The following is a 13,296-nucleotide window of genomic DNA, read 5'->3' on the forward strand; positions in this document are numbered from 1 at the left end:
GGAAAGATTCCTATGAGGATTGAAATTGTCCTGCATTTGGAGGACAAGAATGCATGACAAAGTGGCAACCCGATGCCGGCCAGTTGCGGCGGCCGGTTTACATTTCCCTTGCAGACCAGTTCACGGCGGCCATCAAGAGCGGCCGGCTTGTGCATGAGGAAAAGCTGCCCGGGCACCGCGACCTTGCCTATGATCTAAAGGTCTCCATCCAGACGGTCAGCAAGGCCTATGACGTCCTGGCGCGACGTGGGTTGGTCTCGGGCGAGGTCGGCCGCGGCACCTATGTGACCTCGACCGGCCCTTCCCTGCAATCTCCCTACATCGCCGAGCGCCTGGCGAATGTCATCGATCTTTCCATCGTCACGCCCGTCTGCACATCCTTTCATCTGGACCGGATGAAGGATGCGCTGCACCGGCTGGCGGACACCCTGCCGCCTGCCGCCGTGCTGTCCTTTCGGCCGAACACGATTTTCCCACGGCACAACGAGGCGGCGGTCGCCTGGCTTTCCACGCTCGGCGTGAGCACGTCGCCGCAAAACCTTTTCGTCACGAACGGCGCCTCCTCCGCCTTCACCATCGCGCTGATGTCCGCCGCCGGCCCCGGAACGGTGCTGGCGGCCGAAGAAATCTGCTATCATGTGATCCGCCCCCTGTCGGATTATCTGGGCATGCGCGTGCGCGCGATTGCAGCCGATGGGGACGGCATGCTGCCCGAGGCGCTCGAAGAGGCCTGCCTGCGGGACAAGGTGCGTGTCCTGGTTCTCCAGCCGAACCTTGCCAATCCGACCGCCACGCTGATGCCGGACGCCCGGCGCCTGGCGCTTGCCGAGATGGCGCGCAAACACGACCTGACCATTATCGAGAACGATGTGTTCGGCCCGCTGATATCCAACCGCCCGAGGCCGATCGCGGCACTCGCTCCCGAACGCACGATCTATTTTACCGGCTTCACGAAGGTCGCCGTGCCGGGACTGAGGATCGGCTACATCGCAGCGCCGGATCATTTTGCGGCGACCATCGCCAACCGGCAATTGATGGCCAACTGGATGGCGACACCGATGATCGCCGAACTGGCCACGCTCTGGCTCGGCGACGGCACGATCGGCAAACTCGTCGATTGGCAGCGCGATGCCCTGCGGGCGCGGCACCGGATCGTCACGGACGCCTTGCACGGTGCCCACTATCGCGCGCATCCGGAAGCGCTGCATGTCTGGCTGACGCTGCCGCCGGATCACGACGAACTGGCCTTCGTGTCGCAGGCCCGGGTTCGCGGCGTCGCGGTCGCCCCCAGCACGCCCTTCTCCCTTTCGGGATCGCCGGTGGGGGCCGTCCGGGTGTCGGTCGGCGCGACGGAGGCGGACGAGCTCCGCACCGGGCTCGATATCCTCGCGTCGCTGCTGCGCGCCGCGCCCGACCGGAGCGTGCTGACGATCTAGAAATTGACACGTGTCTTTTTCACCGATTGACGCGCATCTCTTTCCATTGCTCAATGTCCGCAGAACCCATCGGAGCTGGCATGATCGAAGAGAGGCAGCATCAGTCGACTTTGGATGACCGCCCGGCAGGAAAGCGGATCGGCCTCATCGCGCTTGCCACGGACCACACGGTGGAGGCGGATTTCCGGCGGCTCGTGGCGCGCGACGACATCGCCGTCCATGTGACGCGCGTCAGCTACGCCAACCCGACGACGCCGGAAAACCTGCGGGCCATGCAGCCGCACCTGACGGCCGCGGCCTCGCTCATCCTGCCGGACGAGACGCTGGATGCGATCGTCTATGGCTGCACCTCGGCCTCGGTCATCATCGGCGAGCCGGAGATTGCCACAGCGATCGGAGCCGGCAAACCGGGCGTGCCCGTCATAACACCGGCGGGTGCCGCCGTTGCCGCGTTGCGCGCATTGCAGGCCGACCGCATCGCCATCCTCACGCCCTATGTGCGCAGAACGGCCGAGCCCATGCATGCCTTCTTCACGGCACAGGGATTTCAGGTCGATCGCCTCGCCTGCCTCGGCATGGAAGACGACCGCGACATGGCGCGCCTGCCGCATGCCGAAATCGTCAGGCTCGCCATCGAGACGGTGCAGCCGGAGACGCAGGCGCTCTTCATCGCCTGTACGGCCCTGCGCGCCGCGGAATGCGTGCCGGAGATCGAGAAACAGACCGGCCTGCCGGTCGTCACCAGCAATCTCGCCGCCGCCTGGGCGAGCCTCCGGCTGTGCGGCGTCGCCGCTGATCGGCATTCCACCGCACGCCTGCTGGCGCTTCCCGGCACCCTCGAAATACCCCTTCCCGCCTAAGAACAGGACGAATTCTTATGATCCAACTGCCCTTCGCGCTCAGCGAATACAGGACCAGGCTCCAGGCCATCCGCGCAGAAATGGCGCGGCGCAATCTCGATCTGCTGATCGTGAACGACGTCGCCAACCAGCATTACATCACCGGCTATGACGGCTGGTCGTTCTATACGCCGCAGGTGGTGCTGGTCCCGCTCGTCGACGAAGAGCCGGTCTGGATCGGCCGCGCCATGGACGCCGCGGGCGGCCTGCTCACCGCCTGGATGAAGCCCGAAAACGTCGTCGGCTTCCCTGAAGACCATGTCCAGCGCGCCGACCGGCACCCGATGGACTGGATTGCCGAATGGATCAGCCGGAAAGGCTGGGGCCGCGGCACGATCGGCATCGAGTTCGAAGCCTATTATTATTCGCCCAAGGCCCATGCCCGCCTCACCGCGGGCCTACCGAACGCGACATTCCAGGATGCGGACCTGCTGGTGAACTGGATCCGCAGCGTCAAGTCGGCGGCCGAGATCGATTACCTGCGCAAGGCATCGCGCCTGGCCGAAGCGGCCGTTACCGCCGCCTATGAGGTGATTGCGCCAGGCGTGCGCGAATGCGACGCGATTGCCAGAATCCAGGCGGCGCAGGTGGCGGGCTCTCCAGACTTCGCCGGCGACATCACCGCCCTGCCGCCGACCATCCTCGGCGGCGAGAACGCCTCGGCGCCGCATGTCATGTGGAGCGACCGCCGGTTCGGCGCGAACGAAACCGTCGCCCTCGAACTTGCGGGCGTCGTGCGCCGCTATACCGCCGGCCTCGCGCGCACCATGCAGCTCGGCACCATGCCGACCAAGGTCGGCGACACCAGCAAGGCCGTGCTCGAAGGCATGGAGGCCGTGCTCGCGACCATCCGGCCGGGCATCACCGCGGAAGCGGTCGAGGCAAGCTGGCGCCAGGTCATCCAGCGCTATGGCCTGAAGAAGGAATCGCGCATCGGCTATTCGATCGGCGTCGCCTATCCGCCGGACTGGGGCGAGCACACGATCAGCCTGCGCCCCGGCGACAAGACCGTCTTGCAGCCCGGCAACGTGCTGCACTCCATTCTCGGCATGTGGATGGACGGCTGGGGCATCGAGGTCAGCGAAACGATCCTCGTGACGGAAAGCGGCAATGAGACGCTGACCCGTTTCTCGCGAGACATCCATGTCAAATCCTGACATCGGCACGGGCGCAATAGAGGCGGCACTTGAGCGCCGGATGATCGACATCCGGCGCCACCTGCATCGCAATCCGGAACTCTCGAACGAAGAGCGCGAGACGCAGGCCTACCTGAAGCAGGTCCTGGAAGATGCCGGGCTCCGCAACGTCCGGCCCGTCGCCGGCTTCGGCCTCGCCGTCGATATCGTCGGCACCGCCGGTCCGTCCAACCGCAAGGTCGTCATCCGCGCCGATATCGACGCACTGCCGATCACCGAGACCTCCGGCGTGCCGTTCAGTTCCGAGCGTCCCGGCGTCATGCATGCCTGCGGGCATGACGCCCATGCCGCGATGGGTTATGCCGCCGCGGTGCTGCTCGACCAGCAGAAACAAGCGTTCAGCGGCACCGTGCGCATCATCTTCCAGCCGGCCGAAGAGGCAGAGCCGCTCGGCGGCCGGCGGGTGGTGGAGGAAGGGCTGCTCGACGATGTCGATGCGGCGATCGGCATTCATGTCGACCCCTATACCGCGACCGGCAGGATCGCGGTCGGCGCCGGACCCTACACGCTTGCCTGCGATATTTTCGACGTCGTCGTCATGGGCAATTCCGCCCATGCCGCAAAACCCTCCGAGGGGATCGATGCCATCGCCGTCGCCTGCTCGATGGTCACGGAATTGCAGAAGATCGTGGCGCGCGAGATCGATCCCTACGATCCGCTCGTCATCTCCGTCACGGGCATCGAAGGCGGCGGGGCCTATAATGTCATCGCCGCCGAGGCCCGGCTGAAGGGCACGATCCGCAGCGGACATGAGGAAACGCGCCAGAAAGCCTGGACTCGGCTGCGCCAGATCCTCGAAGGCGTGGCGGCGACCCATGGCGCCACGGTCGAAATCAACCTGCAACGCGGCGAACCGCCGGTCGTCAATGCGCCGGAAATGGTCGAGGTGGTCCGGCGTGCCGGGAGCGAGATCATCGGGCAGGAAAATGTGCTCGCCTTGCCCGGCTGGACCGCTGCCGACGACTTCGCCTTCTACAGTGAAAAATGCCCCTCGGTCTATTTCCGCCTCGGTATTCGCAACGAGGAGGTCGATGCGATCCATCCGCTGCATCACCCGAAATTCCGGGTGGATGAAGCCGCCCTACCACAGGGCGCGCTGGTGCTCTGCGCCGCCGCCCGCACCTTCCTCCAGCCGCCGGAATAAGGCCTATCCCTTGAGATAGGTGATAACCGCGTCGGCGATTAGGCCCTTGTGGCGCGTCATCGTTTCGGGCTCCGACAGGTCCCGGCGAAAAATCGTTCCGAACGTGTAGCGGTTGGAGACGCGGAAGAAGCAGAAGGCGCTGATCAGCATGTGCACGTCGATCGGGTCGGCCTGCCGCTTGAAGACCCCGTCCGCAAGACCGCGCTCCAAAATGCCGGCGATGGTTGCGATAACCGAGACATTGAGGTCGCGGATCGCTTCCGAGCGCAGCATGTGCGCGGCGTGGTGGATGTTCTCGATGCTGACCAGGCGCACGAAATCGGGATTGGCCTCGTCGTGTTCGAAGGTGCTGGAGATCAGCGTGCGCAGCGCCTCTTCCGGGGCAAGGCTCGCGAGCTTCAGATCCTCTTCCAGGGTTCTGATCTTGCGGTAGGCGCGTTCGAGCACGGAAAGATAGAGCCCCTCCTTGCCGCCGAAATAATAATAGATCATGCGCTTGGACGTGCGCGTGCGCTCGGCGATGGCATCGACTCGCCCGCCGGCGAGACCGTGAGTGGCGAACTCCTCGGTGGCGACGGCGAGGATGTCCTCCTTCGTCCGCTCCGGATCGTTCTTTCGGTTCGTTTCAGCCCGCGCCACCATTCCTCCGTCGCTCCTCCCGGCGATCACCCTGATTTTCATCAGGAAACCGAAACGAAGCGGATGCGCCAAAGGCCTCCGCTTCCTGCCCCTGCTCAAAGTCATATTGAGGTTGGAGAGGTCTTTCAAGAGATGCCACTTGACATACGTACTAGTTAGTACATTTTGTAGTGGACTTTGACGGCGAGGAGGAAGCTGTCAGGGCGCCGTGCCCCCAACGCGTCCCGCCGGACCTGCGCCAGGGAGGAACGGGGCCGCGCAAGCGGCAATTCGCTTTGGGAGGAGCACCATGGTCCGCATCATCGATTTCTGCTTCCTGGTCCTGAAGGCCGCGATCGCCGCCTTGCTTGCCGGCATGGTCGTTCTGGTCTTCGGCAATGTCGTGCTGCGCTATGCCTTCAACACCGGCATCACCTATTCGGAAGAACTGTCGCGCATCTTCTTCATCTGGCTGACCTTTCTGGGCGCCGTCGTGGCGATGCGCGAGCACGGGCATCTCGGCGTCGATTCTCTGCTGCGCCGCCTGTCACCTCGCACCGCCAAGAGCGCCGTTCTCTGCGGCCAGGCGCTGATGCTGTGGGCGACCTGGCTGATGATCAGCGGCAGCTGGACCCAGACGGTGATCAACCTCCACGTCTCCGCCCCGGCAACCGGCATTTCGATGGGGTTCTTCTACGGCGCCGGTCTCGCCTTCGGCGTCCCTGCCTTGCTGCTCATCCTCTCCGACATGATCGGCGTTCTCACCGGCCGCATCGACGTGACCACGGCCGAATTCGTCAAGGACAGCGAGGACGAGCTTTCGCTCGAGCACCAGCCCGCCCCGTCCCTCGTCACCCCTTCCGTCAAGCGATGAGGCCGCGCCGATGACCGTCACGATTTTCCTCGGTGCCCTTCTCGTTCCCATGGCGCTCGGCGTACCGATCGCCTTTGCCCTGATCCTCAGCGGCGTTGCCCTGATGATGTATCTCGGCCTGTTCGACGCGCAGATCGTTGCGCAGAATGTGCTCAACGGCGCCGACAGCTTTCCGCTGATGGCCGTGCCGTTCTTCCTGCTGGCCGGCGAAGTGATGAATACCGGCGGCCTGTCGCGCCGCATCGTCAACCTCGCCATGGCCCTGGTCGGCCACATTCGCGGCGGGCTCGGCTTCGTCGCGATCTTCGCGGCCTGCATCCTGTCGAGCCTTTCCGGCTCGGCGGTCGCCGATGCGGCGGCACTTGGCGCCCTGCTCTACCCGATGATGGTGAAATCCGGCCATGACCCGGCCCGCACCGGCGGCCTGCTGGCGTCGGCCTCGGTCATCGGACCGATCATCCCGCCCTCCATCGGCTTCATCCTTTATGGCGTCATCGGCGGCGTCTCGATCACCAAACTCTTCCTTGCCGGCATCGTGCCGGGGCTGATGATCGCCGTGGCCCTGTGCATCACCTGGCTGATCGTCGCGCGCAAGGAGCAGTTCGCGCTGCCGCCCCGCCAGAGCGGCGCCGTGCGCCTCAAGGCCTTCGTCGATAGCATCTGGGCGCTGATGCTGCCGGTGATCATCATCGTCGGCCTCAAGTTCGGCGTGTTCACGCCGACGGAAGCGGGCGTCGTCGCCGCGGTCTATTCGCTGTTCGTGTCGATGGTGATCTACCGCGAACTGCCGCCGGCAAAACTCTTCGGCGTCTTCGTCTCGGCGGCCAAGATCACCGCGGTCGTCATGTTCCTCGTCGCCTGCGCGGCCGTTTCCGCCTGGCTCGTCACCGTCGCCGACGTTCCCGGCGAACTCGTGTCGCTGCTCGAACCGCTGATGGACAACCAGACGCTGCTCCTGCTTGCCATCATGGCGATGGTGGTGCTGGTCGGCACCGCCATGGACATGACCCCGACCATCCTGATCATGACGCCGGTGCTGATACCGGTCATCAGGGAGGCCGGCATCGATCCGGTCTATTTCGGCGTGCTGTTCATCATCAACAACTCGATCGGCCTGATCACGCCGCCCGTCGGCACCGTGCTCAATGTCATCTGCGGCGTCTCCAAGCTTAGCATGGAGCAGTTGATGAAGGGCGTCATGCCGTTCCTCATCGCCGAGCTGATCGTGCTTCTTCTGCTCATCCTGTTTCCGCAGATCGTGACGGTTCCCGTCGCGCTGATGGGGCATTGAACCCGCATTCATTCAACCGGCCGATCACAAAAGCGGCCAAACCTGGGAGGGAAAACATGCTGAACCAATTGAAGACACTGGCTTTCGGAGTGGCGGTGCTGATGGCGCTGCCAGCTTCGGCGGAAATCCGCGAACATCAGCTCAAATTCGCGGCGGCCAACAACAAGGGTCACCCGCAGGTGACCGGCATGGAGAAATTCGCCGAGCTGGTGAAGGAGAAGAGCGGCGGCAAGATCGACGTCAAGCTGTTCCCGGGCGGCGTTCTCGGCGGCGACGTGCAGACCGTCTCGGCGCTGCAGGGCGGCGTCATCGAAATGACGGTGCTGAATGCCGGCATCCTCGCCGGCAACGTCAAGCAGTTCGGCGCGGTCGACCTGCCCTTCCTGTTCAACAGCGGCGAGGAAGCCGACAAGATCATGGACGGCGCCTTCGGCACCAGCCTGATGGAGCTTCTGCCGGCCACGGGCCTCGTCGGCCTTGGCTACTGGGAACTGGGCTTTCGCAACCTCACCAACAATCGTCATCCGGTGACCAAGCTGGAAGATATCAACGGGTTGAAGATCCGCACGATCCAGTCGCCGATCCCGATCGAGCTGTTCAACAGCCTCGGCGCCAACGCCGTGCCGCTGCCCTATACCGAACTCTACACCGCGCTCGAAACCGGCACGGTCGACGGCCAGGAAAACCCGGCCGCCAACATCCTCAACGCGAAATTCTTCGAGGTGCAGAAGTACATGACGGTGACCCGTCACCAGTACAATCCGCAGATCGTGCTGATGAGCAAGAAGACCTGGGACGGGCTGAACGACGAGGAGAAGGCCCTCTTCCAGTCGGCCGCCGACGAGGCCCGCGACTACCAGCGCAAGGTCTCGCGCGAGGTGGATGCCAAGGCGATCGAGGGCATCAAGGCGACCGGCATGGAAGTCAACGAGCTGAGCCCGGAGGAAACCCAGAAGCTGCGCGACGCCGTGAAGCCGCTGATCGAAAAGTTCAGCGCCGAGATCGGCCCGGAGACGGTGTCGGCCCTCTTCAAGGAACTCGAGACCATCCGCGGCAACTGAGCCGCCGAACCGGCCCATCGATCCCGGTGGGCCGGCCCTGACCTCTCAACGGACCGCTGCGAGATGATCGAAACGCTGCTCAAACCGATGAAAGCCGGCCTGATCGGCGCCGGCATCCAGGCATCGCTGACGCCCGCCATGCATATGCGCGAGGGCGAAGCGCAGGGTTTTTCCTACGCATACGAGCTGATCGACCTCAGCCAGATCGGCGCGACGCCGAAGGACCTGCCGCGCCTGCTCGAGGAGGCGGAGGCCCGCGGGCTCGCCGGGCTCAACATCACGCATCCCTGCAAGCAGAGCGTGATCCCCTTTCTCGACGACCTCTCGCCGCAGGCCCGCGACCTCGGCGCGGTCAACACGATCGTGATGCGTGACGGCAAGCGCCTTGGACACAACACCGACTGGTGGGGCTTTGCCGAAAGCTTCCGCAAAGGCCTGCCGCAGGCCGACCTCTCCTCGGCGCTGCAACTCGGCGCCGGTGGTGCCGGTGCGGCCACGGCCTATGCGCTGCTCTCGCTCGGCCTGAAAAAGCTCCTGGTCTTCGACCGCGAGACCGAGCGAGCGAAGGCGCTCGTGCACGCCCTGGCGCCGCTCTTTCCGAGCGCCGAGGTCGCCGTCGCCGATACGCTCGCCCATGCCATGCGGGAGGCCGCGGGTCTCGTGCATGCGACGCCGACCGGCATGGCGAAATATCCCGGCCTGCCCTTGCCGGCCGATCTCCTCGACCCCCGGCACTGGGTGGCCGAGGTGGTCTATTTTCCGCTCGAAACAGAACTGCTGCGCGAAGCGCGGCGACGTGGCTGCCGGACGCTGGATGGCGGCGGCATGGCGGTCTTCCAGGCTGTCGGCGCCTTCCGGCTGTTCACCGGCATAGAGCCCGATGCCGAGCGCATGCTTGCCCATTTCAACACCCTTGCACGCTGAAGGGCATCGCCATGAAGACCTCGATTGCAACCGTATCGCTCAGCGGTGACCTGCGTGAAAAGCTCTCGGCCATCGCCAAGGCCGGCTTCGACGGCGTCGAGATTTTCGAAAACGACTTTCTCGTCTTCGACGAAAGCCCGCGCCAGCTTGGCCGCATGGTGCGTGATTTCGGACTGGAGATCACGCTGTTCCAGCCCTTCCGCGATTTCGAAGGCATGCCGGAACCGCTGCGCAGCCGCACCTTCGACCGCGCCGAGCGCAAGTTCGACCTGATGCAGGAGATGGGCACCGACCTCGTGCTCGTCTGTTCGAACGTCTCCACCGCCGCCCTTGGCGGGCTCGATCGCGCCGCCGCCGATTTCCACGAACTGGGCGAGCGCGCCGCCAGACGCGGCCTCAGGGTCGGCTACGAGGCGCTCGCCTGGGGCCGGCACATCAACGACCACCGGGACGCCTGGGAAATCGTGCGGCGCGCCGACCATGCGAATATCGGCCTGATCCTCGACAGCTTCCACACGCTGGCGCGCAAGATCGACGTCAACTCGATCCGTTCGATCCCGAAGGAAAAGATTTTTATCATCCAGCTCGCCGATGCGCCGAAGATCGACATGGACCTGCTCTACTGGAGCCGCCATTTCCGCAACATGCCGGGCGAAGGCGAGCTGCCGGTGCAGGACTTCATGGCCGCCGTGGCAGAGACGGGCTACGACGGTTATCTCTCGCTGGAAATCTTCAACGACCAGTTTCGCGGCGGCTCACCGGCCGCAATCGCCGCGGACGGGCACCGGTCCCTGCTCTATCTCGGTGACCGGATTCGCCGCGCCAATGCCAATCTGTCGCTGAACGTGCCGGACATGCCGGCGCGCAGCCGGGTGGACGGCGTGGCCTTCGTGGAGTTCACGGTGGACGCGGCCGAAGCGCCCGAGCTTGAGACGGCGATCGCCATGCTCGGCTTTCGCCGGGATGCGCGCCACAGGACGAAGAACGTCACGGTGTTCCGGCAAGGGGACATCCGGCTTGTCGTCAATGCGGACGATCGAGGCTTTGCCGGCTCCTCCTACCTCGTGCACGGCACGTCTGCCTATGCGATGGGCCTTCTCGTCGAGGATGCAAGAGCGGCGCGGGAACGGGCGATCGCGCTCGGCGCGGAAGAGTTCGAGCAGCCGCTCGATCCCGGCGAGATCGAAATGCCCGCCGTGCGCGGCGTCGGCGGCGGCGTCCTCTATTTTCTCGACCGGACGAGCGACCTCTCGCGCATCTGGGACAGTGAATTCGTTCCCCTGGAAAATGCGCCGGAAACGCAGGACGCCGGGCTGAAAACCATCGACCATGTCGCCCAGACCATGCCCTATGACGAACTCCTGACCTGGCTGCTGTTCTACACCGCGATTTTCCAGGCCGAGAAGACGCCCATGGTCGACATCGTCGATCCGTCCGGCCTGGTGCGCAGCCAGGTGGTGGAGAACGAGCAAGGCTCGCTTCGCATCACCATGAACGGCGCGGAAAACCGCAACACCGTCGCCGGTCGCTTCATCAGCGAAACCTTCGGCTCCGGCATCCAGCACCTCGCCTTCACCACGCACGACATCTTCGCCACGGCGGACGCGCTGGCGGCAAACGGCTTCGTCGCGCTGGAAATTTCCCAGAACTACTACGACGATCTCGAAGCGCGCTTCGGCCTCGACCCCGCCCTCACCGAACGCCTTCAGGCGCACAACATCCTCTACGACCGCGACGAACACGGCGAATATTTCCAGCTCTACAGCCCCACCTACCACGAGGGTTTCTTCTTCGAGATCGTGGAACGCCGGGGCTATCGCGGCTATGGCGCGGCAAACGCCATCTTCCGCATCGCGGCGCTGCGCCGCCACCTGCGCCCGACCGGCATGCCGCGGACCTGATCATAGGGCGGACGCTTCACAGGAAATCGTCGCGCCGGGGGGTGAACGTGTCGATCAGCAGGCCGGGTTCCAGCGCGACCACGCCGTGCACGAGGTTCGGGGCGACGATGAAGCTGCTTCCCTGCGCAAGCCGGGTGGTGACGCCGTCCACCGTGACGTCGAAGGCGCCTTCGGCAACGTAGCTCACCTGCGTGTGCGGGTGAGAATGCAGCGCGCCGATGGCGCCTTCGTCGAAGCGGAAAGCGACGAGCATCAGTTCCGGGCGGTGGCTCAGCACCGCGCGGCGGTTGCCGGGCGCGACTTCGGTCCAGACGGTGTCTTCGGGCAGGGTATAATGTTGCATATGTCCTCTCAGCGGGCGAGCCATCCGCCGTCCACCGGCAGGATGGTGCCATGTATGTAGTCGGATGCCGGCGCCGCGAGGAAAACCGCGGCACCCGCCATGTCTTCGGGCCTTGCCCAGCGGCCGGCCGGAATACGCTTCAATATATCGGCGCTGCGCTCCGCATCCGCCCGCAAGGCCACCGTGTTGTTGGTCTCGACATAGCCCGGCGCGATGGCGTTGACGTTGATGCCGCGCGCCGCCCATTCGTTTGCCATCAGTTTCGTCAGCCCCGCAAGGCCGCTCTTTGCAGCGGTGTAGGAGGGCACGCGAATGCCGCCCTGGAAGGAGAGCAGCGAGGCGATGTTGATGATCTTCGCCTTGCGTTGGCCCGCGATCGCCGCTTTCGCAAAGGCCTGGCAAAGGAAGAAGACGGATTTCAGGTTGGTGTCCAGCACCGCGTCCCAGTCGTCTTCCGTGAACTCCAGCGCGTCGGCGCGGCGGATGATGCCGGCATTGTTGACGAGGATGTCCGGTGTTGCACCCGCCGCCAGCGCCTGTTCGATGACGCTGGCCCCGGCACCCGCTTGCGAAAGATCGGCGGTGATCGACAGGAAGGTTCGGCCGGCGGATGTGACCTCCGCCGCCGTCTCCGTCATGGCCGAGCGCCCGACGCCGATGATGTCGGCGCCCGCCTTCGCCAGCCCAACGGCGATGGCCTGCCCGATGCCGGTATTGGCGCCGGTGACGATTGCCGTGCGCCCGGTCAGGTCGAAGTGGGTCATCGCAGCGCGTCCATCGGCACCTTGTCCATGTCGGTGAAACTCATGTTGTCGCCGGCCATGGCCCAGATGAAGGCATAGCGCCCGGTGCCCGCACCCGAATGGATCGACCAGCCGGGCGACAACACCGCCTCATGGTTCTTCAGCACGACATGCCGCGTCTCGCCCGGTTCGCCGAGGAAGTGGAAGATGCGCGTCGCCTCCTGCATGCCGAAATAGAGATAGACCTCCATGCGCCGGTCGTGCACATGCGCCGGCATGGTGTTCCAGACGGAACCCGGCTCGAACATGGTCAGCCCGACGAGCAGTTGGCAACTCTCGCAGACATCCGGGTGCACATATTGGTTGATGGTGCGGGCGTTGGATTCTTCCGCCGAGCCGAGCACGACCTTTTTCGCCATCTCGCGCGTGATGTGCACCGTCGGGCATACGCGGTGCGCCGGTGCGCTCAACAGGTAGAACAAAGCCGGAGCGGCAGGGTCGCTGCTGGCAAAGCCGAGCGCGCCCTCGCCCATGCCAACATAGAGCGCTTCCTGAAAGCCGAGCGCATAGTCCTTGCCGCCGACGCTGACGGTGCCTGCGCCGCCGATATTGACGATCGCCACCTCGCGGCGCTCCAGGAACCGCTCCGTGCCGGTCTCTGGAACACAGTCGATCACCAGCGTTTCGGAAAGCGGCACCACGCCGCCGACGATCATGCGGTCGAGATGGCTGTAGGTGAGGCTCGCCTTGCCCGGCTGGAACAGCGCCTCGATCACGAAGCCATCGCGCAGGCCCTGGGTGTTGCGCCTTGCGGCATCTTCAGGCCCGACGACCTGGCGTACTGATACGGAAATAGTCACGGCATT

Annotated in this window: 13 protein-coding genes; 9 read left to right on the forward strand and 4 right to left on the reverse strand. The window is 64.7% G+C overall.

Annotated elements, in window-relative coordinates:
* The first annotated feature begins 53 nt into the window (after positions 1–53).
* The 4 genes from VGN93_RS25040 (at position 54) to VGN93_RS25055 (ending at position 4,675) form a co-directional block, all read left to right on the forward strand.
* Positions 54–1,436, forward strand: coding sequence for a PLP-dependent aminotransferase family protein (locus VGN93_RS25040; RefSeq protein WP_327509690.1), 1,383 nt, complete (start codon positions 54–56; stop codon positions 1,434–1,436).
* Between the two features lie 80 nt (positions 1,437–1,516).
* A complete protein-coding gene (gene eutA, locus VGN93_RS25045) occupies positions 1,517–2,296 on the forward strand; it encodes an ectoine utilization protein EutA (protein WP_327509691.1) in 780 nt (259 codons plus the stop codon).
* Positions 2,297–2,313: 17 nt separating this feature from the next.
* Entirely contained in the window at positions 2,314–3,492 is a 1,179-nt protein-coding gene (locus tag VGN93_RS25050) for a M24 family metallopeptidase (RefSeq protein ID WP_327509692.1), read from the forward strand.
* Positions 3,479–4,675, forward strand: a complete 1,197-nt coding sequence (locus VGN93_RS25055) for an amidohydrolase (RefSeq protein WP_327509693.1) — start codon at positions 3,479–3,481, stop codon at positions 4,673–4,675. Before VGN93_RS25050 ends, VGN93_RS25055 begins: the two co-directional genes overlap by 14 nt.
* Before the next feature lie 3 nt (positions 4,676–4,678).
* Here VGN93_RS25055 and VGN93_RS25060 read toward each other — a convergent pair whose 3' ends face one another.
* A complete protein-coding gene (locus VGN93_RS25060) occupies positions 4,679–5,317 on the reverse strand; it encodes a TetR/AcrR family transcriptional regulator (RefSeq protein WP_327509694.1) in 639 nt (212 codons plus the stop codon).
* Positions 5,318–5,603: 286 nt separating this feature from the next.
* On the opposite strand from VGN93_RS25060, the gene VGN93_RS25065 reads away from it, so the two are divergent.
* The 5 genes from VGN93_RS25065 (at position 5,604) to VGN93_RS25085 (ending at position 11,344) form a co-directional block, all read left to right on the forward strand.
* On the forward strand, positions 5,604–6,167 hold the full coding sequence (locus tag VGN93_RS25065) for a TRAP transporter small permease (protein ID WP_327509695.1): 564 nt from the start codon (positions 5,604–5,606) through the stop codon (positions 6,165–6,167).
* 10 nt (positions 6,168–6,177) lie between these two features.
* Positions 6,178–7,458, forward strand: a complete 1,281-nt coding sequence (locus VGN93_RS25070; RefSeq protein WP_327509696.1) for a TRAP transporter large permease subunit — start codon at positions 6,178–6,180, stop codon at positions 7,456–7,458.
* Positions 7,459–7,514: 56 nt separating this feature from the next.
* On the forward strand, positions 7,515–8,519 hold the full coding sequence (locus tag VGN93_RS25075; protein ID WP_327509697.1) for a TRAP transporter substrate-binding protein: 1,005 nt from the start codon (positions 7,515–7,517) through the stop codon (positions 8,517–8,519).
* A gap of 63 nt (positions 8,520–8,582) precedes the next feature.
* A complete protein-coding gene (locus tag VGN93_RS25080) occupies positions 8,583–9,443 on the forward strand; it encodes a shikimate dehydrogenase (protein ID WP_327509698.1) in 861 nt (286 codons plus the stop codon).
* A gap of 11 nt (positions 9,444–9,454) precedes the next feature.
* Positions 9,455–11,344, forward strand: a complete 1,890-nt coding sequence (locus VGN93_RS25085) for a bifunctional sugar phosphate isomerase/epimerase/4-hydroxyphenylpyruvate dioxygenase family protein (RefSeq protein WP_327509699.1) — start codon at positions 9,455–9,457, stop codon at positions 11,342–11,344.
* A gap of 16 nt (positions 11,345–11,360) precedes the next feature.
* Here the strand turns inward: VGN93_RS25085 and VGN93_RS25090 are convergent, their stop codons facing one another.
* From VGN93_RS25090 to kduI, 3 genes are read right to left on the reverse strand one after another with little or no spacing between them, the layout of a single operon-like run.
* Positions 11,361–11,687, reverse strand: a complete 327-nt coding sequence (locus tag VGN93_RS25090) for a cupin domain-containing protein (protein ID WP_327509700.1) — start codon at positions 11,685–11,687, stop codon at positions 11,361–11,363.
* Between the two features lie 8 nt (positions 11,688–11,695).
* Positions 11,696–12,451: a 2-dehydro-3-deoxy-D-gluconate 5-dehydrogenase KduD gene (gene kduD / locus VGN93_RS25095; protein WP_327509701.1), complete on the reverse strand. Its 756-nt coding sequence runs from the start codon at positions 12,449–12,451 to the stop codon at positions 11,696–11,698.
* Entirely contained in the window at positions 12,448–13,290 is an 843-nt protein-coding gene (gene kduI, locus VGN93_RS25100; protein WP_327509703.1) for a 5-dehydro-4-deoxy-D-glucuronate isomerase, read from the reverse strand. The genes kduD and kduI overlap by 4 nt, the downstream gene beginning before the upstream one ends.
* Between the last annotated feature and the right edge of the window lie 6 nt (positions 13,291–13,296).

Source organism: Shinella sp. (assembly GCF_035998705.1).
In the GTDB taxonomy this organism is placed as follows: Bacteria; Pseudomonadota; Alphaproteobacteria; order Rhizobiales; family Rhizobiaceae; genus Shinella.